Annotated in this window: 12 protein-coding genes; all 12 read right to left on the bottom strand. The window is 44.9% G+C overall.

What is annotated here, in order from left to right:
• Nucleotides 1–11 precede the first annotated feature (11 nt).
• The 12 genes from AAEY98_RS03395 to AAEY98_RS03450 all read right to left on the bottom strand — a co-directional run bounded on the left by AAEY98_RS03395 (nt 12) and on the right by AAEY98_RS03450 (nt 26551).
• Nucleotides 12–5924: a hotdog fold thioesterase gene (locus AAEY98_RS03395; protein ID WP_351014962.1), complete on the bottom strand. Its 5913-nt coding sequence runs from the start codon at nt 5922–5924 to the stop codon at nt 12–14.
• Nucleotides 5921–8014 carry a PfaB family protein gene (locus AAEY98_RS03400; protein ID WP_351014964.1) on the bottom strand — a complete coding sequence of 698 codons (2094 nt, stop codon included), beginning with the start codon at nt 8012–8014 and terminating at the stop codon, nt 5921–5923. The genes AAEY98_RS03395 and AAEY98_RS03400 overlap by 4 nt, the downstream gene beginning before the upstream one ends.
• Complete coding sequence (locus tag AAEY98_RS03405; protein ID WP_351014966.1) at nt 8011–15969, bottom strand: SDR family NAD(P)-dependent oxidoreductase; 7959 nt, start codon at nt 15967–15969, stop codon at nt 8011–8013. Before AAEY98_RS03405 ends, AAEY98_RS03400 begins: the two co-directional genes overlap by 4 nt.
• On the bottom strand, nt 15953–16834 hold the full coding sequence (locus AAEY98_RS03410) for a COG3415 family protein (protein ID WP_350996342.1): 882 nt from the start codon (nt 16832–16834) through the stop codon (nt 15953–15955). The genes AAEY98_RS03405 and AAEY98_RS03410 overlap by 17 nt, the downstream gene beginning before the upstream one ends.
• A 375-nt stretch (nt 16835–17209) precedes the next feature.
• The gene (locus tag AAEY98_RS03415) at nt 17210–18214 is read right to left on the bottom strand and encodes an AgmX/PglI C-terminal domain-containing protein (protein ID WP_351014968.1); all 1005 of its coding nucleotides are present in this window, start codon (nt 18212–18214) and stop codon (nt 17210–17212) included.
• A 1-nt stretch (nt 18215) separates the two neighbouring features.
• Entirely contained in the window at nt 18216–18749 is a 534-nt protein-coding gene (locus tag AAEY98_RS03420) for an ExbD/TolR family protein (RefSeq protein WP_101087747.1), read from the bottom strand.
• On the bottom strand, nt 18746–19312 hold the full coding sequence (locus tag AAEY98_RS03425; protein ID WP_351014970.1) for a biopolymer transporter ExbD: 567 nt from the start codon (nt 19310–19312) through the stop codon (nt 18746–18748). Before AAEY98_RS03425 ends, AAEY98_RS03420 begins: the two co-directional genes overlap by 4 nt.
• 5 nt (nt 19313–19317) lie before the next feature.
• Nucleotides 19318–19971, bottom strand: coding sequence for a MotA/TolQ/ExbB proton channel family protein (locus tag AAEY98_RS03430; protein ID WP_351014972.1), 654 nt, complete (start codon nt 19969–19971; stop codon nt 19318–19320).
• Nucleotides 19972–20124: 153 nt separating this feature from the next.
• On the bottom strand, nt 20125–20478 hold the full coding sequence (locus AAEY98_RS03435; protein WP_351014973.1) for a hypothetical protein: 354 nt from the start codon (nt 20476–20478) through the stop codon (nt 20125–20127).
• A gap of 1 nt (nt 20479) precedes the next feature.
• Nucleotides 20480–21271: a tetratricopeptide repeat protein gene (locus tag AAEY98_RS03440; protein WP_351014974.1), complete on the bottom strand. Its 792-nt coding sequence runs from the start codon at nt 21269–21271 to the stop codon at nt 20480–20482.
• Nucleotides 21258–24323 carry a tetratricopeptide repeat protein gene (locus AAEY98_RS03445; protein WP_351014975.1) on the bottom strand — a complete coding sequence of 1022 codons (3066 nt, stop codon included), beginning with the start codon at nt 24321–24323 and terminating at the stop codon, nt 21258–21260. Before AAEY98_RS03445 ends, AAEY98_RS03440 begins: the two co-directional genes overlap by 14 nt.
• The gene (locus AAEY98_RS03450) at nt 24323–26551 is read right to left on the bottom strand and encodes a tetratricopeptide repeat protein (RefSeq protein WP_351014977.1); all 2229 of its coding nucleotides are present in this window, start codon (nt 26549–26551) and stop codon (nt 24323–24325) included. The genes AAEY98_RS03445 and AAEY98_RS03450 overlap by 1 nt, the downstream gene beginning before the upstream one ends.
• Between the last annotated feature and the right edge of the window lie 6 nt (nt 26552–26557).

The raw sequence follows: 26557 nt of genomic DNA on the forward strand, positions 1-26557 counted from the left end.
TCCTATTTGGCCTAAGCTTCTTCAATACAGATGGCGATATCTTTGACTTCATAAATACGCAGACCATCTTTACTGAGGTTTGCGTCGCCTATTATGATGCGTTTACCGTCTTCATCTTTTACTGCACTGATATGTACATCAAGTGACATTTGTATGTTAAGTGGGTTAATTTGACCGCGATATTTCCATTTAATATCCGACAATATTTGGCCAAATTTTGGATTAGTGAAACCTTTACCTAGGTCTGTACTGATGGCATAAGTTTGCATCAACTCGATCACGGCTTCAACACCTAATGAACCGGGCATAACCGGATCTTGATGGAAGTGGAATTGGAAGAACCAATCACTTGGGTCAATAGTGCGTGACGCAGCAAGATAACCTTTACCGTATTTGCCGCCTGCTTCAACAATTTCGGCTTGGTCGATAAAGTTAAGCTGGCCGCCCGCTAAACAATAATGCGGTTGGCTAGTTGGCGGATTAAACACCCGTGACTGTTTATCCAATAAATTAACGCTGATGTCTGCCGCGACGTTATTATCAACATGCCATGGTTGGGTTATTTTACCGTTATCTATGCCTAACTGGTTTTTAAGCGCATCACCTTTAAAGTAACCAAATACCGCGCTACCGGTGTAAAACGGCTCGTTATCGACACTTAACTCAAAGGTGAAGCTTTGAATAATGTTACTGCCAGCAATGACGGTTGATAATAGCTTTGAATCATTGACGATAGTTTTGCCGCGTAAATCCACATGACGTAATAATTTTCCGCCACCGTCTAAGTTACGGAAAAATAGCTCTTGCCCAGGAAAGCCTAAGGTGGTGCCCATGTAGCCAGAAATAAAGCCATTGGGTTGTAATGAAATTTCCATTAACACCGAATAAGGCATTACCGCTTGGTGGCTGTTTTTTGCAAAGTACCAAGCATCTGCTGGCACTTCGTATTCTGCTATACATGATGATGGCTTTTTCAATTCGCCGCGTTTACCGTTAATTTCAACCACGCGAGTGGTTAACTGTAAGTCGCCACAAGGTGTGCGCGGTGGGATAAGTCCGCGGTAAATACTAAAGTCAGGACCAAAGCATTTTTCGATATCGCCAGTAGCAAACTCAAACATATGGTATGGGGTAAATGGCACGGTATCAGGCACGCGATTAGCGTACTTTGAATCGGCACTGACTATGGGCGCTTCAACGTGTTTTAGTGGAATAACGCCCTTGTTACTCGGGGCGTTTAAATCTGGAACTTGTGCCATTAACGGGGCTTTGTTGGTAATCACTTTACTGCTAGCGTTTGAATCAACGGCAGGGCTAGTGTTTGCTGTGTTTAACGAGATAAGCGGATAACGAGCACATTCGGCATCTTCTTTAATCATCACACCCAAGTTTTGGAAATCGACCACGACTTTACCATTGAGTAAAATATCAATATTGGCTTTAGCGTAAGGGCGGGGATGAATACCGATTTCAGTCACTTCCATGCGATAAGTCAGCTCAGCCGTTTGTGGTAACACTTGGCCACGACAGCGAACTTTTTGCGAAGCATTTTCCAATGGTTGGAATCGACCATTTTCTACTAGAGTATGCATGCCGATGTGGATCATAAAGAACTGTAATAGCTGGCCACAACCTTCTGCCATTAACGAGCCTGCCATCACTTGGTCGCCTTGGAAATGACAAGGGAAATACCAATGGTCTGGCGCAATGTGTTTATGACCTTCGAGTAAGCCTAAGCCCCACGTACCACCTTGTGTTTGTAATTGACTCACTCGCTCAATCATTAAGAACTTTTCAGAGGCAAAACAAAGCGATTTTTGCACCCCAGTTTGTAGCTGATGCGCGACATGGTCGCCACCAAAACAGCTGCCAATATCACCGGTCAGTAAATGATGAATTTGACCATAATCAAATGCCGTTTGGTTACAATGTAGTAATGGTGTAAAGGTTGGTTTATTCGGATTGTTGAGCACTTGTTGACGATGTTTTATTTCATCTTCAGTTTGAATAACGCCTTTACCATCGGCCAGCTCTTGGTCGGTAAAGAAGCCCGCACAGCCGCCATCCATTTTTAGGATCATCTTGTCGCCTACGAAACACTCGTAAGAGAAAAAGAATAATAACGTGTCGCCATTGCTGGCAAAGTTATTGATTTTAATGTCGTAACGCAGAGTGTCGCCGCCACGAGGTAAATCTTCTAAGAAGGTTAAAGTACAATCTAATAAGCGATAAACCCGCTCGCCTTTGTTTTCAAAATCGATACCTAAATAACTGATCAACATTAAATCGCACTGGCCCGATTCTACCGCGACAGCCCAAGGGATTTGACCATCCACTAAATACGGGGCATCGACGGGGATGTCGTATTCTGTAGTCATTGAACACGGTTTGTATTGATTCATGGTGGCATCGAGTTTAGTGACGCGTGACACCAATAAATAATCTGTTGTCGGTAAGCGAACTCGGCGCGAGTAACTGTCGATAATGGCGTAATCTGAGCCAAATACTTTAGCGATATCGCCTTCGGCATATTCAACTAAATCAGCGTAATTCCAAATACACGGTTTATTCGCCGGAATAGGTGCAGTGTAAGCGGGTACACAAGCATGATTAGGTTGGATTACCGCAACAGAGCTAATGGTTTCACTCTTAACCGCGGTTTGTACTGCAGCATTAACGGCATAAGTATTAGCCGCCGGAGACGCGACTTGAGTCGCAGTTGTCTGATGGCTAAAACCAGCCAATTGAGATCGTAATAAACTGTCGGCTACTTTCAAGCCTGCATCTCGGCTGGCCAAATAAGCTAAATGCGCTTGTTGTGCTAACCACTGATTTTGTTGAAATGCCGTTAAATGTGCAGGTGGGATAGCATGATTTGTCATACTGGCAACCCTTGGTTGCTTTGGAATTGTTTTATCGGGCATATTTTCTGACATAAGAGGCTCGGCGATATTCTCGCTATTATTGACGCTAAGAGGGTTATTATCACGAATAGTTGGTTGCTTACTTTCAATGGTGTTGACCACCGTTGGGGCGATATCTGCACATTGATTGATAATACTGTCGAGCGCATCAAGTGGGCTGTCGATAATGTGTTGGTAAATATCTCGACCACCTAAACTGACTTGTTTAATTAAACTTAACTTACTGCCCGTAGCCAGTTGTTGAGTTAAATTATTGCCCAGTCTAGCGTGCAATGCGTGTTGTTGCGCCGCAGAAACAGACAGATTAACTTGTGAGTATTGATTGTCGCTGCTGGTGAATACACTGGCATTGATAGACGGTTTATCGATGTGACGAGTTTGCACTAAACCGTGCAGCAAACTGGCCATGCCAGAAGCAGCAAATGTATGACCGAGAATATCATGAGCTTTACTCAATAACGGCGCTGAGCTGACCGCGATTGCAGCATCAGTTAATCCTTGGGCGAACTGTTGGCCTTGAGTTGTTAATATGCATTCAGGTGATTGGTTTAACTCAACAATGTCTGCTGATAACTCAGTTGGTAGTTGTGTTGGTAATTGTGACAATGGCGTAAAGTTGACGCTATCGATACTGGCATAGCTGTCAAGCTGAGTGTGTGCTGCATTGGTTTGTTGCAGCACGAGTGCGCCAGCCCCTTCACCTACTAACCAATCTGTTGAACTTAATCCTTTGGCGTTAAGTTTTGCGGTATTGAACAACATATTTTCAATGCTGCCAGACAGGTCTACAGCGGCAATAATGATTGCATCTAATGGCTCTTGTAACGAGCCTAACGCAAACAAGTTTTGCGCCACATCGATACAGCGGTTAACTGATTGCTCGCCTGCAGAAATGGTAAATGCTGGGCCGTTGAAATCCCATAATGAGGCTATCCGCGACGCCATAATATTACCAATAAAGCTGGTGTATTGGTTAAGCTTAGCGGCGTCGAGCACACTGTCCATCGCAATGGTTTCAAGGCTGTCATATTCCGCTGTAGATAATTGAATACCTTGAGCGTTAAGGCTTTGAGCTATTTGGCTGTGTAAGTTAACTCGACCGCGGAATTGATGAAGTTCAAGTTCGGTTTCCATGGCAACTAACACTGCGACTTTACTGCCTGGTGTCAGTTTTGCATCGGCGATAGCTTCATCGGCAACTTTGATCAACAGTAGTTGTTGTGAGATCAGCCGGTCATTTTCATTTGGTGGCACTTTAAACCGCAAGAAATCAAAATCGAACTGATCGATATACGCGCCTTGCGGCACTTGGGTGATGCCATATTGGGCTAATAGTTCAGGATGTTTGTCTAAACCTTTCCAGCGCTTACGGGGTAGCGGGCTAAAGATGGCCTGTTTGGCGATGATTTTACTCGCCAGTGCATCAATACTACTGCATTGACCAAAATGCGCCGCCATGCCGGTAATGTGCATCGGCGTTTCTGCATCAACTAACGTTGAGTGACGAGTTTTAGTGCTATTATTCAGAGTGCTGTCAGTGACAGCTTTAGCTTGATATGACTCAATCAATAAATGAGCGTTACACCCGCCAAAACCAAATACTGATACGCCAGCATGGCGGGCTTTATTGCCAACTTTATCGGGCCAAGGTAGCACTGCATTTGGCAAGGTCGCTTGACCAAATAAGCCGTTGGGCGAGGTAATAGGAGTACTAATATTAATACTCGGTGGCAACACGCCTTCACGCATCGCAAAAATCATTTTCATGATCCCTGGCATGCCTGCTGCGGTGAGTAAATGGCCTAAATTGGATTTTGCGGAACCAATTAATGGCGTGGCGCTACCTTGAAGTTTATCTTCAAAAAAACGCTCCATCGAGGTTAATTCAACTTTGTCGCCTAATGGTGTTCCCGTAGCATGACATTCAATCACTTCAATGCTGGCAGGGGTGATACTTGGATCGATTGCTGCTGCATCGCGATAAGCGCGCTCGAATGCTTGCACTTGGCCTTTGCTGTTTGGGCTTAACACAAACTGGCCTTTGCCATCGTTCGACAAGCCAATGCCACTGACCAAGGCATAAATATGGTCGCCATCACGCTCGGCATCTTCAAGGCGTTTGAGCACTAATACTCCCGCACCTTCGCCAGCGAATAAGCCTTTACTGTTACTATCAAATGGGGCGGAAATGCCGTGGTCGGGATAGGCATGAAATATCGAAAAGCCCATATTGATAAAGAACGGATCGGCTCCCGATACCGCGCCAGCCAGCATCATGTCTGCTTTGCCGGTATGCAAGTAGTCGCAGGCCAATTTTAATGCGTAAACTGAACTGGCACAGGCGGCATCTAAACTCAGTTGCGTACCACCTAATCCCAAAGCATCGGCCACGATTTTAGAGGCGTTATGGGCAATGGCACCATTACGCAAGTTAACCGTTTTTGGCATTACATTATTATTATTGTTATTGGCATTTTCTGCGGTATTGCTTTGCGATGCTTGATTAAACGATTGCAGACTAAAGTTTGGCTGTTGGAGTTTAGTCTGTAAGGCTTTTTCGACTGCGCTGTGATAAAGCGGCACAAATAGCTCGTTAGACTTGGCAGTAGGGAACGATAAGGTGCCCATGACAATACCAGTGCGCTGCAGCACGTTATGATTAAGGTCAATACCTGCATCAGTTAACGCATTTCGCGCTGTGTCGGTTGCCCACAAGAAACTGTCATCCAAACCAGTAAATGCGTCGGGTTCAATACGATAACCTTGAGGGTTAAATTGAAAGTCCTGAATGTAGCCGCCTTTATCACAATAAAAACGGTCCGACTCGCCTTGTACACCCAAGTAGTCACTCGGTGAAGCATTGAGTTTGCTCGCACTGATTTGGCTGCGTGAATCTTTTTTGTCTAATAAGTTTTGCCAAAATTTAGCCGGAGTATCCGCGTCGGGATACTGATTGGCTAAACCGACAATGGCGATTTTAGGGGTGGCTTGAGAACTCAATGAGGTTCTCCTTCTAATGATGTTTCACTGCAACGAGACAGTGGTGAGCCGCCGGCTATTGCCGTCTGCTGAGATAATGAGTTAATTGCATCGTCAAGGCTGCGAAAAAAGGGCGTTAATGACATCGGCACGCGATGCGCTATTAATTGTCCCAAACACTTGAGTAAACTGCTGACATCGTCGCCGCCCTTGGCATTAACAGCAATCGCCATCGCTGGGGACGTGTTACCACTCTGAGCATTGATTTTGTCTATTAAGGTGGTGGTTTGCCTATCGGCTCCGACTTCTACAAATAATCGGCAGCCTTGCTCTCGAGCATTGTGGATTAACTGAGTAAAATCCAACTGATGACAAAAAGTATCGGCAATCGATTGTGCAATAGCGTGCGAGTCTAGCGTGACAGGTGCTGTTTGAGCCGCCGAGATAAACTGCAATTGCTTGGGTAAATTTTCCAGCAGCGGTTGCTGATAAAACTGGCGTACATCGTCGACAATATTTAGCGCCGCTGGCGTATGCATTGCGGTAATTCGATTGGCTGTAATACCACGTTTACCTGCTTGCTTTAACAATGCTTTACAACTGGATTCACAACCTGCGATAACACAGGTATCACCTTGAATAATGGCAATATAAACGCGTGGATAATCCGTTAAATGGGGCGTGAGTTCATCAATACTGGCTCGAGTCACAAAGCTGTTCCAGACAATGGGTTCGTCATCGGTTAATTGCCATTGCTGGCGAACACAGCGAAGCTCTCCAGAGATATCTTGGGTAAAGATACTGCTGTTTTGGGTTGCTTCAATCATAGTGTGTGGCGCTTGCCAAACATCTAGACTCGCCCACATGGCCGCTTCGCCCATGGAGTAACCCAAGGCAAACCTGGGCTCAATGGCAAACTCTTGCTGCAACAGCTTGGTTAACACATAACTGGCGCCCACACCGGCAATGGCTAATTGGCTCAAGCTCATCTGTGCAGCACGGTTTTTATCCGTCGCATAAATAAACTCTGTTTGTAACATCGATGGCATGTCACCTTGGCTTTCGAGTTCGGCGTACACATTGGGGAACACTAAGCCCATTTGACTGAGCATGTTTGGATACACAGTACCGACGCCAGGGTAGACAAAACTTAAGCCATGATCACCCAGCGGCGCAGAATAGAAACAACTGCCAGCAGGGGTTTTATATTCTATCGGCGGGTTATCGTTAATGTCTGGCTGAAGGTGAGTCGACATTGTTGCCAACATCGCATTAATTTCTATGATTAATCCGTTACGATCCTGTGCCATTAACACTAAAGCTAGGGGCGCATCCGTTTGATAATCGGCCAATGTACTTTTGATAAGTTTAAGTAAGCTTAAATCGTCTGTCGCTGAATTGACCTGCGCAGAGAAAGCCATCAGTTTAGTGTGCAGTTGCACCAATGAAGTGGCACACAGTGGCAGCCATAAACGTTGGGGATTAACCAATTGCTTTGAGGCGACTAATGCACGTCCTTGGGTCAAGATCATTGCCTGAACACCGTTGGCACTTGGATAACATAAAGCTGCAACTCGACTTTGGTGAAGTGGGCTAAACCAATACTGGCTGTTGACTTTGTCTTGTGTTGGTATACAACGACTGGCGATAGACTCTACTAGGGTGGTCATTGCGGCCAATGCGGTTTGTGCATTATTGGCAATATTGGTTTTTGCATTGTTATCTAGCGCGACAATCTGCGGTCGAGTATGTAAACGTTTTGCATGATTCAGCGCCAGTGTTATTGCTTCAGCCTGATTGCTACCAAGTGCAACACCATTGAGATAAGCGTGCGCATTGACGCCATGTTTCGCGGCAAGTAGCCCCGGCATTATCCACAACCGATCGGCAATATTGATCATTTCATCTGCAGTGGATGATAGCCGCTCTATGCTGTGTAATAACGCCAGTTCAAAACCGTCGCTATGCTGAGTATCAATTGCAACCTTGTGCTCATTAACCGAGTTGATATTGGGTTTGCTGAGCAACAAAGCCAAGCGCATTGGCTTGGTTTGTTGCTGCAAAATACGCTCACTAATGGATTTTAGCGCCATGTTATCTGTGGCTGTCACACTGTGTCCTTGTGTGATAGTTCAGCAGAAGCTTGATGTGGAATAAATGCCCCATTCAAACTCTTACTAATGGTCACTTTAGCATTGAGCATTTGGCAACTCAGGCGGCCGTCTTGATGATATAAACTCACGTTAGCCACCAGCATTCTGCCACTGTGTTTAACCACATCAAGTTGAATATAACCTTTATCACCATTTGCAAATGGCCAAGCGGTAACACACTCACCGGTTGATGCCGGTAAACTTGCGGCATCGTATTTCAGTCTTGCCCATACCAGCATGGCTTGTAGTAGCAAATCTTCAGCGAAAATTTGGCTACCACCTAATACCGATGACGGGATAAAACCTTGGCAGTCTGCGGCATTAATCTGCGGCAATTGCACTCGGCACAGTAGCTGAGCATCATCAAATGCCAACACTTGAGCAATACCTTGCAAACGTGGGCCATGAAATAAGGTTCCGTTTTGGTATAGCTCGGCCCCTGAGAACAATGGCGTCATGTTAGCCCAATGAGCCAAACTACTGTCGCTAACAGTCGGTTTAGCAACATCAGCTGCCAATATCACATGATTGATCACCAATTGAGCTTGGTATTGCGGTTTCATGGCTGCGCTTGGATCGTTTACCAAACGAGAGGAGATCAGCGCGCTGATCCCTGCGTCAGTTTGCGTTAGTTCCAGTTGCAACAAATGTGGCTCATTGGTGTCAAAAATAACCCCTTTAAGCAATTTGTATTCAGCAATACTGACAGGCACATGACATAACGTTTCTGCCGCATCACGCATCCATTGCATGGCGCATACCGTCGGCAATACCGGATTGCCAGCAATACAATGATCGCTAACAAAAGGCATTTCAGCCGGGGTTAATACTCGAGTCAGCGTCTGACTGATAACATCAGCAGCCGATGTCTTAGTCGTAACTGCCTCAGTCGTAACTGCCTCAGTCGTAACTGCCTCAGTTGTAACTGCGTTAGCCGTAAATGCTTTAGTCACAAGTGTATTAGTAGCAAATGTCAGCGAACCCTTGGCCATAAGCAAAGCGTCCGCATTAAGCTTTTTTACAGCGTTGTCCTGCTCTGATGAACCTTGCATATCAGAGCCAATAAGCAGTTGTGCTCCTTGTGGGCTTAATAAACTGTGAGCAAATAGCTCGGCACCCGCTTGTAGCGGAATAACGTAAACGCCACGTTCAACAAACATTTTCTTTAATGCTGAACTGACCATACCGCCATCCCAAGGGCCCCAATTAAAACTCATCACTTTAGCTTGCGGTAAGGTGTGCGCTAGTTTCAGTGCGGTTTTATTAAGGATTTCATTCGACATAGCGTAATCACTCTGTCCGGTATTACCGTAAAAACCTGCCGCCGATGAAAACAGTGCAATCAGCTTAATCTGTTGTGGGTCGAGTGCATTAATGATGCTGGCAAGCCCAGTCACTTTGGTGTGGTATACGCGGTTAAGTTCATCCAAGGTTTTATCTTGAATGTGCTTATCGGCTAACACGCCCGCACCATGAATAACCCCATTAATGGTTAATGAGCCACCCTTGGCATTAGTCAGACTTTTAAGACTGGCAGCTACCGCGGTAGCGTCGCTGACATCCATCGAGACATATTGAGCACTGGCGCCGACCTTGCTGAACGCATTTAACGCAGCATCGATTTCTAGGCTACTGCTGATTGGCCACACTAGTGCATCAATCTGTTTTGGCGTCGGTTTGTTGCCTTGAGATTGAATATAAGCGATGGCGGCGACTTTTAATTCTGAAGCTTGTTTGCCTTGTGCCCATGCCGGTAAGTCGCTACCAAAATGTTGGCTACGACCTGCTAACACAAAATGTGATTGGCATTGTTTGGCTAAGGTGAGGGCGCATTCAAAGGTTACGCCTTTTGCGCCGCCGGTGACCAAAATAGTGTCATTTTTGTTTAGACTTGCCGGTGCAAACTTTTCGCTAGCGTCGGCAGCAACTAAGGTTACTCGACCTTGGCTACTGATTCCCACTTCATTAATGCGATCCGCGCTAGCATTGGCACCATCGATATCAAATAACTCAGCAACGATGGCATCGGCAAAGTTTGCTGTATCAATGTTGTTGGCAATGTCTAATGCGCGGCAAAACACCTGAGGCCATTCATGGCTTAGGGTTTTGCTCAGGCCAGATAAGGCTGCTTGGTTAAGCTCTGCTGTTGCTAGCTGAGAATTATCAAGATAACCAAATCCGCCGTCTAAACGGCTCACGGTAAAGTAGCATAAGCGCGAACCTTGAGCTGGTTTAGCAAATTCAGCATGAAGATGCTTAGCCCATAAAAACGCGTTGTCGACAGCGGCTTTTGCTGCAACAGTGCACGACATTAATTCGCTGCTGTTAGCGGTAGCTTGAGGCTGTAAATGAATAAAGCCTGCAATGGCATGTTCAGCGCCCAAATCGGCTTTAATATCGGCAATGACTTGTGCAATTTGGGCATCATCAATGCTGCTCAACGTATAGCTTTTAATATCGCTGCTTAATGGTGAATGTGCCACGCTAATGGTTTGTGGGTTACGAATAACGGCGACGGTTAATCCCTTTGCATTTAGCTTTTCAGCCAGTAAACCTGCATTGTGGCCATCGTCTGTGATGACAATACAAGAGTCTGTTGAAAAGCAATCTACGAGTTTATCCGCCGCTGGTAACTTTTTTAGCGCTACCTCGCTGTGTGGCGGTAATGCCGCGGTGTTAACGTCAGCCTTGTTTGCAGTTGATGCTGGTGCGACCGACGCAATAGCGGTTGCTGCAGGCAATTTGGTTTGCATGTAGCTGACGATTTCACCTAAGGTGCGACATTCGGCTAAATCTTCTGGGTTCAGCTCAGGTAAGCCTGGTAGTTCGTCTTGCACTGTACCTAGAATTTCAACGCGTTTGATTGAGTCGATACCTAAATCGGCTTCCATGTCCATGCTCAGTTCAAGCATTTCAGCAGGGTAACCGGTTTTGTTGGCTACCACTGACATCATGGTGCTTAATACGGTATCAGCATTTAAGCCAGTTGTTGCAGGTGCAGATACTGGAGCCACAGTGTTAGTTGCAGGCAATTTTGTTTGCATATAACTGACGATTTCGCCCAAGGTACGACACTCGGCTAAATCTTCTGGGTTCAACTCAGGCAAACCGGGTAGTTCGTCTTGCACTGTGCCTAGAATTTCAACCCGTTTGATTGAGTCGATACCAAGGTCTGCTTCCATGTCCATGCTCAGTTCAAGCATTTCTGCAGGGTAACCGGTTTTGTCGGCTACTACTGACATCATGGTGCTTAAAACGGTATCAGCACTCAAGCCCGTTGTTGGCGTTGCTGTTGCAGATGAAGATGAAGATACCGTTGCTACTGGAGCCAATGTGCTGACAGCAGGTAATTTAGTCTGCATGTAGCTGACGATTTCGCCTAAGGTGCGACACTCGGCTAAATCTTCTGGGTTGAGTTCAGGTAAACCTGGTAGCTCGTCTTGCACTGTGCCTAGAATTTCAACACGTTTGATTGAGTCGATACCAAGGTCTGCTTCCATGTCCATGCCCAGTTCAAGCATTTCCGTTGGGTAACCAGTTTTATCGGCAACTACAGCTAACATGGTGCGCTGGACATTTTCAGCGGTTAAGCCCGTTGCTGGCGCTGCAGATGCATTTGCCGATGTTGATCCCGTTGACGCTACAGCAACCGAGTTGGCCGCTGGTAATTTGGTTTGCATGTAGCTAACGATTTCGCCCAGGGTGCGACACTCAGCTAAATCTTCAGGGCTCAGTTCAGGTAAGCCTGGAAGCTCATCTTGTACTGTGCCTAAAATTTCTACACGTTTGATTGAGTCAATACCAAGGTCTGCTTCCATGTCCATGCCAAGTTCAAGCATTTCAGTTGGGTAACCGGTTTTGTCGGCAACCACAGCTAACATGGTGCGCTGAACGTTTTCAGCGGTTAAGCCCGTTGATGCTGGTACTGCAGTAACTACCGATGTTGATCCTGTTGACGCTACAGTAGTTGTGTTTGCCGCAGGCAGTTTAGTTTGCATGTAGCTAACGATTTCGCCCAGGGTGCGACACTCGGCTAAATCTTCTGGGCTCAGTTCAGGTAAACCTGGAAGCTCATCTTGGACTGTACCGAGAATTTCTACCCGCTTGATTGAGTCAATACCAAGGTCTGCTTCCATGTCCATGCCAAGTTCAAGCATTTCTGTTGGGTAACCGGTTTTGTCTGCGACCACATTGAGCATAGTGTCTAACACTTGTTGCTGTGTTAGTCCGGCTGTTGGTGCAGAAACCGCTGCTGAGCTAACTTGCTGAGCCACAGGAGCTTGAACAGGTATACTGGCTGTCGGTTGAGGTTGAACCGCTTGAGCGGTTTGAGGCATTTTAACTGGAGCCAGAGCCAGAGCCGGAGCCGGAGCAACAGGAGCGACGACAGGCGAAGCTATCATTGGGGCTTGAGCAACTTGGCTTTGCGGCACAAATGCAGGCTGTGCCACGGCAGCAGATACTGTTGCAGGCATTGGTGTTTGCCCTTGCAACATGGCTAACGCAGCTTGGCTTGCTTGTGCTTGCAACGTTAAGAATTGAGTATGACTTTGCAATGTTTGTGCTTGATGCTGGTGGAACATCTCCATCGAACGTTGCAAGCTTTCTGGAATGGCTAATCCCGATGACGCCATTTGCGCTTGGGCTGTCATCAGGTGAGCAAACGTGTCGCCATATTGCTGTGGTATGGCTAAAAACTGCTGATGTAATTCAGCGGTTTGTTGCTGCGCCGCAAAAAATGCACCGATACTATCGGTCGACGCTGACACACTTGAGCTAACTGGTTGAGCTTTAGCGATAGGAGCTGTTGCCGTTAAAGGTGCCGCTGTTGCAGATGCTGGCGCTTGAGCTGGTGCGGATGTTGCTGGCACTTCAATATATTCAGTTTTAATGACTTCTTTTTCCACAATTCTTTCCACAACTTTCTCGACAGGCACTTCCACTGTCTGGCTGGTAACGGTGCCGGTTTGCAATGACTTTTGCATTTTGGCTTGAGTGGCCGGACTAATATAATTACTCGCGGTTAACTTAACGTTCATCGGTGACACTTTGGCAAGCTCAGCGATAGGCGCTTGATAAGGATCAACCTCAGTTAATGCCACCCCTAATACCGCAAGCTGACACGCTGCTTGGCGCAGTTGAGTGTCACTATTGCCTTTAGGATTTGGGTTCAAGCTCACTACACTGACTGATTCTGCTTTATTGCCTAGGGTAGCCTCCACCAATTTTTGGAGGATGTTTTTAGGGCCAAACTCAACAAATACTCGAGCACCCGCATCATACATGGCGTTTAGTTGCTCGCTAAAACGAACCGATTGCAACATATGTTCACTAAATGCTGCTTGGATTGCTTTTGGATCATTAGGATGTGCTTTACCTGTGCCATTGGCATAAAGGCTTAGTTTTGGCTTAGCAAATTTAATCTTATTGATTGCCGCAGCAAAAGGTTGTTGAGCATGGGCCACTAATGGAGTGTGGAACGCGCCAGAAACCGGCAGGGCGATTGCTTTAAAACCAAGTTCAGTAGTGATTGCTTGTGCCGCTAAGGTACATGACGCTGTTGGCCCTGCAATAACCAATTGGGTTGGTGCATTGTAATTAGCCACCTTGACGCCTTCAAACGCACTAATGCACTGTTCAAGCTTTTCAACACCGTTGTCAACAGATTGAGCGGGGACAATAATGGCGTACATTACCCCAGCGTCTTGATCTTTAGGTGTAGCCGCCATTGCTTGGCCACGAGCAAAGGCCAATTGATAATAATCAGCTTGGCTAATAACGCCTGCCGCACATAATGCTGACAGTTCACCAAAACTATGGCCGGCAACCATATCAGCTTTAAAACCTGCTTGAGTCAATAATGCATATTGGCCCATGCTCACCGCACCAATAGCACTTTGGGCATTGGCGGTATTGGTTAATGCCGCCTGTTGCGCGGCAATATCTTCGGCTTCAAAAGCAGGATTTGGGTACATAATTTGCGATAGTGGCGTTTGTTTATGTTGGGCAAACACCTTATCTGCTTGCATCAGTTGCTGACGCATTTCTGGATACAAACAGGCTAAATCGGCGCCCATGTTCAGATATTGTGCCCCTTGTCCGGCAAATAATGCTGCCACTTTATGGCTTGCCGCTTCAGGATGAATCAATGCTGCTGCGCGATAACTGGTGCCAGAAGGCAACTGCCAGCTGTCGGCAGTATTTGAGCTTAACTGCGCCAGCGCCTGAGTCAGCTGAATGGTTAAGTCTGCTAATGAGGCAACCACTAAGCCTATACGGGCCGCGTTAGGGGCAATAGTATTTAAGGCAAAACGTTTACCAAAATCGGCTAACACAATTTCTTGGCGATTTTGCTGTGTGGTATCAACAGCCTTAATTTCAGTTTGCAGGGCAGTTAATTGAGCCTGTAATGCGGCTTTGTTTTCAGCATGGATCAATAGACTTTGTGGCACTGAACGTTGACGATACTTATCGCCTCGAACATGTTCTTGACGATATTCTTCCAACACAATGTGGAAGTTGGTACCGCCAAAACCAAAGGCACTAATACCCGCGCGGCGCGGTGTATTGTCAACTCTTGGTAACCATGGACGGGTTTCGGTATTTAAATAAAATGGCGAGTCCTGAATGTTTAATTTAGGATTCGGCTTACTGACGTTAATGGTCGGTGGCAACACTTTATGATGCAAAGCCAGAGCTGCTTTAATCACACCAGCGGTTCCTGCTGTTGATTTAGTGTGGCCAACTTGTGATTTAACTGACCCAAGAGCAATGTGCTGTTGAGTGTCATTACCGTCGGCAAACACTGATTTTAAACCATTGAACTCTGCGACATCACCAGCTGCAGTACCAGTACCATGGGCTTCAATTAAGCCAACAGTGTGCGGCGCAAAACCTGCGTCGTCATAAGCGCGTCTTAATGCTTTTGCCTGGCCTTCTGGGCGCGGTGCGTAGATACTTTTAAACTTACCGTCTGATGATGAGCCAATACCTTTGATAACAGCATAAATTCGGTCACCATCACGCTCAGCATCATCAAGACGTTTAAGCGCCATCATGCCAATACCTTCACCAATCATCATACCTTTAGAATCGATATCGAAAGGTTGAATGGTGTCGTTGGTGGTAAATGCCGGTGTTTTTGAAAAGCTCATGTACATAGAAGGCGAGTTATCGGTACACACACCACCCGTGAGCATCATGTCACTGCGGCCTTCAACTAACTCTGTAATCGCCATGCGCATTGCCGCTAAAGAACCTGCACAAGCTGCGTCAACCACGCAATTCATGCCGCCTAGATCAAAGCGGTTAGCGATACGCCCAGCAATCACATTGCCGAGTGAACCTGGAAATGAGTTCTCTTCCCAGTGAATATATTGATCCTGAAACTTTTTGATCAACATCTCAGTGTCTTCATCACTTAGACCACTATTTTTAAATACTTTTTTGAGTATTGGGTACTGCAAGCGACCGCTGAGACTGTGATTAATTTTTTGACCACCGCCGACGCCTAGTGTAATACCGATGCGATCGGTATCGTACTGTGCATCAATACCTGCATCAGCTAGCACTTCTTTGGCGACCACTAACGATAAAAGTTGTGAGGTGTCTGTTAGTTCGAGGATATTAGGGGGCAAGCCAAATTCCATTGGATTGAAATCGACTTCAGGTAAAAAACCACCGCGTTTACAGTAACTTTTGTCGGCCATTGATTTATCGGCATTGTAGTAATCTTCAGTATTCCAATGGCTTTCTGGAACGTCGATAATCGCATCAATTTTTTCGCTGATTAAATCCCAAAACTTGTTTAGGTAACGTGAGTTAGCAAAAATACTCGCCATGCCGACAATCGCGACAGGCATGTCTTTTAAGCGTTTGTTTAAACGCTTATCTTTATTACTGGATTGGCTCATATGAGTCTCCGTTTGATAACTGAGGTTCAGTTATCTGGTGTTGGGATCCAGCTGCATCAATGGTGCTAGTGGATACTGCGGCTGGTTGACTTGCTCCAGGAAAACGAGCAAGAAAAGTGTGATAATTGCGAACCAATAACTTACGTAAATGAAATGGTCCGTGCTTTAAGACATGCGTTATATAGCGATTACTCGCTTGGGTATGGCTGTCTTGATAAATATCGAGGTAAACCCAGTCAGACTTAAAATCGACTCCAAGCAAAACAGAATAGGCTTGCTGCTTCGTTAATTGAGGCGGAATACTTAACGACACTACTTGCACTACGTTGTCTGGATCTGGACTCGGCAGGGCTAAAGTGTCGGCTAATGTCTGCGGGTTAACGGTATAGGTTTGAATATCGGCGCCTTGAGTAATAGGCAGCTGATTGAAGAATTTTTCTGGCACAAAAGGGCTGTCAAATTCGTCTAGTTTAGAGACCCCAAAACGCTTTAAGCAGCGGGCAAGACCGGAGCGAGAGACATTGGGGTTGATAAATTCTTGGGTGACTTTTAATAGCCTATCTAAAGGCATTTTTAATTGATAACGCAAACCCAGCATCACGTACTCTTCCATCGGAGATAGTGTCGTGTTGAGTTTGTGCGGGGTATTTGGGGTGTTATCGATTGAGTCACGTTTACGCCACTTACGTACTGTAGCTTCGCTGATATTGAGGATTTTGGATAATTGACTGACGCTGTAATCGGATTGCTGAATAAATTGACGCATTTCAGGTGTTGTCGTCGCATTACGGTGTTGGACCGTTTTTGGGCGAGGCTTACCCTTAAATAGACCAGATTCTAAATGTGTGGTTATCTTTTTTGTCATCTAGACAGGAATTCCAAATAATCTATTGGGACTTTAGCGCATTTAAACTTACCGATACTTACTTAAGTCATACTTAAAGAAGATAAAAAATTAGTCTAAATATCCATTTATGCTTTTTTTAACACAAAGCAGATTACCTGAGGTTTCACTCCGATACAATCACCCGAGACTGAAAACAAGATATGAGGTGTAAAAAATGATTATCTGAGGAATGTGTCAAGGCATCTCTAGATCTAAAATTGCACTGAATTTACCTTGTTTTGGCGATTATTTTGTCAGTTAATCATTTGATATATTGCCCCAAATAAAAAGCAGGTAACGAGTTTTCTCATTACCTGCTTTTTTTGATCAATCGACATATAAGGTTTATGCCCATCAACTCGGGAAGAAGTCGATAGCCCAGATAGTAGTCATTAGCGCGACTTTTTCTGCTGGGAAGCTTATTGAACGTAATACCAAGGTTAATTGACGCTCTAACTTGGGGTTATTGAGTTCGCTTGATTTAATCGTTACCTTGCTGATATTGCCATTGGGTTGTATGACAATTTCAAACATCACTTTGCCTTTTAAAAACGGATCTTTTCGAAGTGCACGATTGTACAACGAATAAAGCCGCGATTTATTGGCCTCTAATGTTCGTCTTAATGCTGCTTCAGAACGTTGCCCACCTTGGCTAGCTTGACTGGCTTTTTCTGCAGAGGCACCTTGGGTAGCTAATATTTCTTCTTTTGCTAAACGTATTTGTTGAGTTTGGTTGCCACTTAACGATTCTGCTGCAACAGTTTTACTGATAGTTGATTTTGCCAAGCTGTCAGTTTGTTTATTGGCCGCACCAGCTAATAAATCACGTTTTACTTTGACTTCTTGAGACGTGGTTTGGTCAAGTTTGCGTTGCGCTGTAGGTTTAATATCAAAGGCTTCGCGCATTGAAAAAAGCTCATCTTTCATCGCCGCTAAGCCTGATGTGCTGGCTTTCTCTTTTGCAGCGTCACGTGTTACTGGTTGAACAACTTGAGGTTTTACAGCTTGTTCAACAGACTTTTCTGGTACTTTTTCATCTGGTGGTGCAGGCTCAGGCTTTGGCAGCGGTTCTGGCTCAGGCGGTTTCACCTCTGGCCTCTCTTCTGCTTTGGCCGGTGGCGGTAATTGCTTTTCTTGCAAGATGATTTTGGCTAATTGCGGTGGTACTTGCTCTTTTACTTCACGTGGAAGTTCAACTTGTTCAAGCATGGGCACTACGACCGCAAAGACGACATAAACTAACAGCAACAACCACAAAATCTGTTTAAACAGTTTGTCTTGTTTACTGGGTTTAAATAAGTCGCCTAAATCATTAAAGCTCTGATTGGTTTGGTGATGGTGTAAGGTTGCTGTTGTCATATTAGCCCTCACCATTAGCTTGTTTTGCTTGTTGTTCAACCGCCAACGAAATATCTCGGTAACCGGTTGCAGCACAAGCAGCCATAATTTGCTTAAGCACCACATAAGGTGTTGATGCATCGCCAATAATGGTTACTGCCCGGCCATTTTGTTGCTCGGTTTCGCTAAGCTCGCTGCGTTTACTGGCTTGATAGGTCAATTCGTTGGTTAAGGCATTAATAAACTCAGGATTTTGTTGTTCGGTTAAGCCTATTTCATCAGTACCTTTTTGCCATATAGGGCGCTCTTGCACTAATACGGTGTCGGTAAACACTGTAATCACCAGGTTTTCAACTGGCAGTACATCTGCAACAGACACGGGCAAACTGATTTTTTCGATATTTTGCAGTACTCGCACTTCAGATTGATTCACAATTAAGAAAAACACCAAAATGGTAAAAATATCCATTAATGCAACAAGGTTGAGCTTACTGCCAGCTTTTAAGCGTTTGTGGTGTTTAGCTAATCTGCGGCTTCTTGCCGATTGCTTCATCATGGCTTAGCTCCTACTGGTTTTCCAATAGTGGTCTGCGCCGGTGTGGCGATGTCTGCATCATTAACGGCAGGCGCATCACCTAATGAGATCATCGGAAACAATTCAGCATCAACTAAATTGGCTGCCACTACCGCTTTAAATGATCGCACAGTGTCCATGGCAGACACGATGGTTTGATAGTCAACCGCTGGGTCGAGTAACAATATGATGTCATTTTTTTCAATACCTTGTTGTTGAAATGTCAGCTTTAAGTCTTGTAGATAAACAGACAACGCGGCGAAATCATAACCTTTATCAGTCAGTTCAAAATGTTTAAGTGACATGCCGGCTGGGTAGTTTAGTGCTAAGCGAGCTGGGGTTATCACCAATTCGAGTATTTTAGGTTCTTGATCATCTTGTGCTTGCTCAGCTTCAGACAATACCGGCAATTGCAGATTCAAAATACGCACTTGTGAGAACACCAAGCTCAGCAGAAGTACTGGCACTAACACAATCATCAAATTCATGAATGAGGTGATATCCAGTTCTGCGTCTTGGGTATTAGGGCGACGACGGCGTCTCATACTCATTAGCCTCGGTTGTTATCCGTTTGCTTGTTAAATGACAATGAATTGAGCAGTTTGATGCCTGCCATTTCAATTGAGTCAACGATGGTTGCCGTTTTAGTCTGTAGGCTTGAGTGAAATAAAATCAGCGGAATGGCGGTAATCAAACCAAATGCGGTGGTGTTCATCGCAACCGAAATACTAGAAGACAATAAGTTGGCTTTTTCAGCTGGATCGGCGCTAGCCACTGCCGAGAATGCTGCGATTAAGCCCATAATGGTACCTAATAGACCCAATAAGGTGGCGATGTTAGCGAGCGTTGCTATAAATGGCGTACGCTTTTCAAGGCGTAACATGTATTCCATCACGGTTTCTTCCATGGCGTATTCTACGTCTTCACGGCGACTTGCACTTGATATACGGGCAATACCAGACTGCAACACGTCAAACACAGGCGCTTTATGGTTTTGTGCATGCTGACTAATGGTATTGATGTCACCTGTTTTTAAGGCATTTTTAATCAGCGCAAAAGCGTGCTGGTTACTACGATGTGCAGAGCTTAAATATAACCAGCGCTCAATGGCAATGGCCAAACCGACCACTAACACTAAGGCGATAGGATAGATAAATGGGCCGCCATTTTGTAAAAACGCAATGATATGGTCGGTAAAACTCATGTGATGTTCCTTCTCTTATTGTCGTATTGAACCCTGGCGTTAATGGCTACAGGTGTTCAATTATTTTTGTTAGGTGTTACTCAGTTTTTGGCTAGCATGTTGCTTATTTAATGGCTTATTTAATGGCTTATTTAAAAGCTTATTACAGGGTGTTTATTGATTATTTTCTGGTGTGCCGTTGGCAAAATCCCTGACTTGTTGTCGAAATACTTTTGGATTGATAGGCCTAAACTCAGGCAGCGTCAGTCGCATGCCTTCGTTGTTAATGTCTATCGGATTATTGATCCCTTGCCATGGCATAATATAAAGCACTTTGGGTTGCTCTTGTGAGCCCGTCACTTGGCTTTGAATGACGACAGGTTTGTTGCTCGCTGGTTTCACCGCTTGTTGCTTTTCAGTGTCATCATTGGCCGTAGCCTGAGCTGATACACTCAGTAAACAAGTGGCTAAAAACAGCGGCAATACGCCAAGACAACGCGTTGTTTGAAACACTTTTAGCATGGTCATTTTAGCCTGCTCCATTAGCATTGTCGGGTAATGTTAACCCTGCGCGTTGAATTTTTATTTCTACGCCAGCGAGCCAACGTTTGGCTTGTTCATCATTTGGCTGGTTAGCCAAATACGCCAGGTAGTATTGGCGGGCTTGCAACAACTTACCGCGATATAACTCTAATAAAATCGCCAAATTTAATTGTGCTTGTGGGTATTGAGGCCACAGAGTTAGCGCCGTTAAATAACCTTGCTCAGCCTGAGCATACTGGCCTTGTACCCTTGCGATATTAGCTTTAATTTGGTGCGCATAAGGATTGCTGTTATTAACCGCAATCGCTTTTGCGAGCAGTGTATCGGCTTGATCTAATTGCTGCTGATTTATCGCTATGATGGCTTTATTGACATAGGCGCCCGACAATTGAGGCTCTGCAACAATCACTTTATCAAACAAACTATTCGCCGCTTGCCATTGCTGGTTTTTCATTTGGCTAATGGCTTGCTGATATTGACTCAATACCGATGTGGGCACATCGGCTAACCGCTGTGAGGCTTGTTCAAGATACATATTACGGTTATCTGTTGAGCCAGCACTGATACTGGTGCTGTTATTGACACTTTTTGTATTGAGGCTAACTAAGTCGACAATGTCTTTGTCCATGCCCTTTAGGCTTGGGTCCGTAGTGGTTTGCTTGTTGGCGTTAGTGCCGCTAGGTGATGTACTACAACCGGGTAACAGCATAAGGCTTACTAGCGCGAATAGTGCCAGTTTCGGTGTCGATGAGGTAAATAATGACTTAATGGATAGCATCGATAACCTCATGCGTTAACTCTTGTTTTTGATAAAGGGCAGGGGACATTTGTGCCAAGCGTTCAAAGCTTTTTTCAATCCATTGATCGTATATATCATCCCATGCTCTCTGGGTGTTGCTGATGTGGATTTCGATGGCTTTTTCTTCAAATGGATAAGCCAGTTCTTCTAATAAAATCTCGTACTCTTCTAAAGCCAGTTCATCTAAGTCGCCTGGACGTTGTGAACTCATCATGTCGGTTGCCAGTTGGCGATACATTTCTGCGAGGTTGTATGTCGCATGGGGAACGAATTTAGCCAACTGAAAGTCGAGCACTTGTTGATAATAACCAATGGCTTTTTTCATCGCCTCTTGCTTGCGCTTTAGGCTTTTTTGTAAAGGTGCGTCGAGTTTAATTGCCGCAAAACTGCGTTGTTCAGCTTGTCCCAAGGAAAATGCTGCGATAGAGGCGAGTTCAATTTGGCGAGCTTGAATAGCATTTGCATCTTGCTGCAATTGTTTGCGATCGAAGCTAAGTATTTGCCTAAACCAGTAATATTGCTTATTGGCTTCACCGTTTTGGCGATAAAACTCACTCATTTTAAAGCGAACCTCTTGTGCCACATCAAACGGTTGTGGGTAGGTTTTTGCATAAGTTCTAAAGGTGCTGAGTGCGTTACTGTTATCGCCTGCTTTTAAATAATACTCTGCTGCCGTGTACAAGGCCTCACGCTTCAGCGCACCAGAATCTTCTTTGGCTACGATAATCAATAACTGCTCTGCGGCTAAATCCCACTGGGCAAGTGCTTCATAGGATTGAGCTAATTTTGCCGGAATAGCCGCACTAAACTGATGGTCGGGATTACGTTGTTGAAACGGCTTTAGTACGTCAACCGCTTCTTGCCAGCGTTGTTGTTCAAGCAACAGGTTTGCAGCGTCGAGTTCGGCATTAACCGCGTATTTTGATTCAGGCACTGCCTGAGCAACGCGTAATAACTGGCTTACGGCTAATTCTGGTTGTGTTTGTTTAACCGCTTGAGCCTGGAAGTAAATGCTAGAAGCTAACAGATTACGCATTTCAGACCATGAGCCTGTGCTCTTGTCTGTATATTGCAGCGCTAAAATGTAACCTTCTTCTGCCTGTGCGTATTGCTCTTGCTGATACAAGCTATTAGCATAAAGCTGGCTAACAAACTGCACTTGCTTACGGGCAGAGTCTGACAACGGCGTGGCAGTTTGCACTGAGCTTACCGCATTATTGATCGTGTGAATGTCGTGGGCTTGTAATACAAAATCAGTAAAGTATTTAAGGTCGGTGTAGTTTTTAGCATCAAACGAATATTGGGCGGCGTTACTGGCGAGCTGTAAGGCACGCTCGTCAGATGGATACTGATTGATAAAGTCTTTATCTAGCTGATTACGTTGTGAAATGAGTTTATTGTAATCATCAGTATTACTTTGACCACTTTGTTTTTGTTGGTTCTGACCTTGTTGGCTTTGATCATGTTGCGAAATGATTTCGCGTATGGTGACGGTTGTTGCGTAAGCCGATTGCTGTTGTATCTTACGCAAGGCTGCCGACGTTGCTGTGGTGTCATAGGCAATGGCGTAATAACTGGCAAGCGCTTGCTGATATTGTTTGGCTTCAAAATTGGCGTCAGCAAACAAGTACTCGTCATTAAGAATATCTTTAGTGAGTAACGTGCTGGCTTGAGGTAATTTGGCCAATTGTAAATAGGTCTTTAATGCGCTGGCAGCCTGTGCGAAAGCGCTAATTCGTTGTGCACCTTGCTGAGTTTGTGCATCGGCATACAAACGGCGGCTATGCTCGTCACTAAAGCTAAGCAGTTGTGGTAATAACTCTGCTTGCTGCGCTGTGCTGGCATTTACCCAAAAAGTGCTGCTAAGACCATATTGATTAACATAGTCATTTTTCAGCTGATGCATGGCTGCAAACTTGCCTTGACGCTGATAAAGGTCGAGCAAATCTAGCGAATAGCGAGCTGCCCAAATATTGTCTGAGGCTAAATCTATATATGCCTGATAAGTTAGCTCTGCATCATGGTCGAGTTTTTTATCGAGTAAAAATTGGGCCAAATTGGCAAACAATACATGCTGGTATAAGTTGATATTCGGCAAGGATTGATTCGCGTTAACTAAGGAAACTAACGACTGAGATTGCAGTTGTTGGCTTAAAGAAATGCTCAATACTCTTTGGGTATCAATCGCCAAATTTTGCGCGCGGCTGCCGAGCTTTTCAAAAGCAAAGTTGTCGGAGGTTAAGTTTGCAACATCACGATTACTTTGCTGGCCGGCCACTAAGGCTTCAAACACTTGCAAGAATGCTTTGTCGGCATTGGCAAGTCGATTGAGTTTAAATTCGGACCAGCCGAGCATATATAAACTGTTCAATTGGTATTTTTGATTATCATTAGCGGTTAATACTTGCTGATATGCTGTAATGGCTGCAGAGTAATTCTGTAAGTTGTAATAGATTTCACCGCGTCTAAAGTTAAGCTCGGCAAGATACATTGTCTGCGGATAGTGTCGCAGTAATGATTCAACCTCAGCCAAACTCGCATCCAACTTGCCTTGTAAATCGAGCGCTTTAGCTAGTTGATATTGTATGTGCTCGTTTTCAGGTCGCTTTGGATAACGCTGCAATAACTGTTGATATTCGTTAACTAATTTTTGCAATGCCGCATCGTTTTGCGTCAACTGAGCTAACACTTGGCTGTCTGGTTGCGACTCATCATCCAGATCTGTATAAGATTGTGTTTCAAATGATTCGGTATTGATTTGCGCTAAGCGATATTCAACGTGCGTCCGGATTTCAGGATCGGGCTCAAGTGTCAGCAATTGTTGATAAATATTAGCCAACTTGGCACTGCGTTGAGTTTGGCTCATTTCAACACTCGCCACCGTTTCGCTGCTGCGTTTGTTGGCCAAATCGCCTAAGCTAGTGCGTTTAGCTTGTTGAGCATAATCAGCCTGCCCACTGCTATAGCACCCCGATAATGCAATACCACTGATTAAGATTAATGCGCCTGATAAATAAGCCGATACTGACATTAGCGCGCTCCTTGTGCAGCTGACTCAACTACAGTGGAATCACTTTCAGTCGATTTGTTTACCGCCGATTCGTTTGCTGAGAAGGGATTGATTGGCGCAGTGTCTGCTTGTGACATTTTTTCTAATACATTGGCCATTTGGTGGCGAGTGGTGAGCAGTAGTTGCTGTAACGTATATTGTTGTTGCTGGGTAAAAATGCTCATTTTGCCACGAATATCTCGGTCGGTTTTGTCACGCAGTCCGGTAATATTAACGTTCGTGCTGTTAATGTCGGTTTGGGTTTGTTGTTGACGTAACTCAAAGTCAGATAACAAGCGGGTGTTACTCGACAATGCACTAAATCGATTGGCTTGTCGTTCAAGCTGTTCAAGTTGTGTTGTTAATTGCTTCAGGCTTTTTTTATGCTGCCAAAGTCGTTGTGGCAATGTTTGCTGTAATTGCCACTGCAACACCCCTTTAATCCTATCAAGTCTTTGTTGTTCGTCGTCGATATTACGTTGAGTCGCCAATGTAGTTAACCTGGCTTGGCTGGCATCAATACGGTCTATCCATTGTTGCTGACTTGGGTCGGCAAACACTTGGGCATTTTGTTCAGCTTCTGCTTGATCAATAATCTTGGCAATACGTTGTTTTTGCTCTGTGAGAGCGTTAATCATCTCTGTGTAGGCGAGCTGTTTTTGTTGTTCAATGACGCGGGCTTGGCGCTGGGTGTTGAGCGCTAAAGTGTCCTTTAACCATTGACTGTTAATCTGTTGTTTTTGCACATTGTCGCTAAGTAAATCAAGGCTTAATAAGGTGTGATAATCGGTCGCTAATTGCGGATCATTTAAGGCTTTTTTTAGCCAAGGCGAATCAGTGCTAAAACGTTCAGTAAGGATAAGTTCCAACGCGTCAGACTTGGTTGCCAAGGAAGGTGTTTGTTGATCTGCTGTCTTACTGGCAAAGTCGGTGACATTGCTAATGGTGCTAACTGTTTCTGCAAACCCTTTTATTTCGACAATTTTTTGTAAATACAGTTGTTCAGCTTGCTGATACAAGGTTAATCCTTGTGCTAAAGATTGCTGCTCACTGACTTGTTTTGCAGTTAACAACGCGGCTTGCCAGGCTAAATTTGAGTAGGGGTATTGCTGCTGCAATAGCGATAGCAACTTAAACGACATGTCATAGTGCTGTTGTTGCTGGGCCGAGTAGGCAAATAAAAACAAAGCGGATTCAGCATAAGGACTTTGCTCAGGAAAATCGCTCAGTTCGTTATAGGCTAAATCGTATTGTTTATTGGCGACATACAACTGTGCCAACAGTAACTTTGCATAATCATTGATGGCCTGTTGTTGCAACAAGGCGTCTTTAACTTCTGGCAATAACTCATCGTTATCGTCAAAAATGTCGGGTTCTGCAAAAGGGTTAAACAATTGCTGCCAAAAATTAATTTTGGGTGGCTGCCATTGTTGGCTTTTAAGCTCAATTAATATAGGTTGTGCCGCACTGTATTGCTGCTGCTTCATGTGCAACAACGCCTGGTTTAAGGCGATGTAAGCGGCAGATGAACTTGTTGGTGACTGGTCATCTTCTGATGTTGATTGCTGTACTTGGGCGGTTAATGGCGGCGTATCTGGCCAATAAGCTAATTGGTTTAATACATGATATTGCTCGACATAATCGGGCAGTAATGTGGTAATTCTGCCTAGCGTAAGTTTGGCTGTATCAATGTTGCCGTGTTCAATTTGCTGTTCGCTGAGCTGCAACAAAGCGATTAATAATAATTCAGTTGGCGATGTGGCTGACTTCGTTTTGCTGCTATTGGTATTAGTACTGTTATTCGCTGTGGTTTGGGTCGAAGTATTTACTTGCTGTTGTTCAAATTGTGCCAAGGTTTGGGTGGCTTGCTCGTGCAAGCCAATCGACACTTGTAGTCCGGCTTCGAACAATTGGCTGCGATCAGAATAGATCTCTTTGCGTTGACGGTTGAGGCTAATTTGCCTCAATGCTGCGCCATAATCGCCAGCAAAATAAAAGTACAATGCTTGGCGGTAAAATTTATCTTCTAGATCGGTTTTAGGCGCAGATACACTTACAGAGTTTTTTATTGATTTTTCTGCCGCTTGAAGCTCGGTAGTGTGCAAGAGGGTTAAGCAACTGCATAGCATGGCTGCACAGCCCAAAATTCGTGTGAGTTGGTTACCGATGTGAGCTAGCATAAGGCTAAATGATTGAGTGTTAACGGCCATTGTTGT

The organism is Shewanella sp. AC91-MNA-CIBAN-0169 (assembly GCF_040310165.1).
Taxonomy (GTDB): Bacteria; Pseudomonadota; Gammaproteobacteria; order Enterobacterales; family Shewanellaceae; genus Shewanella.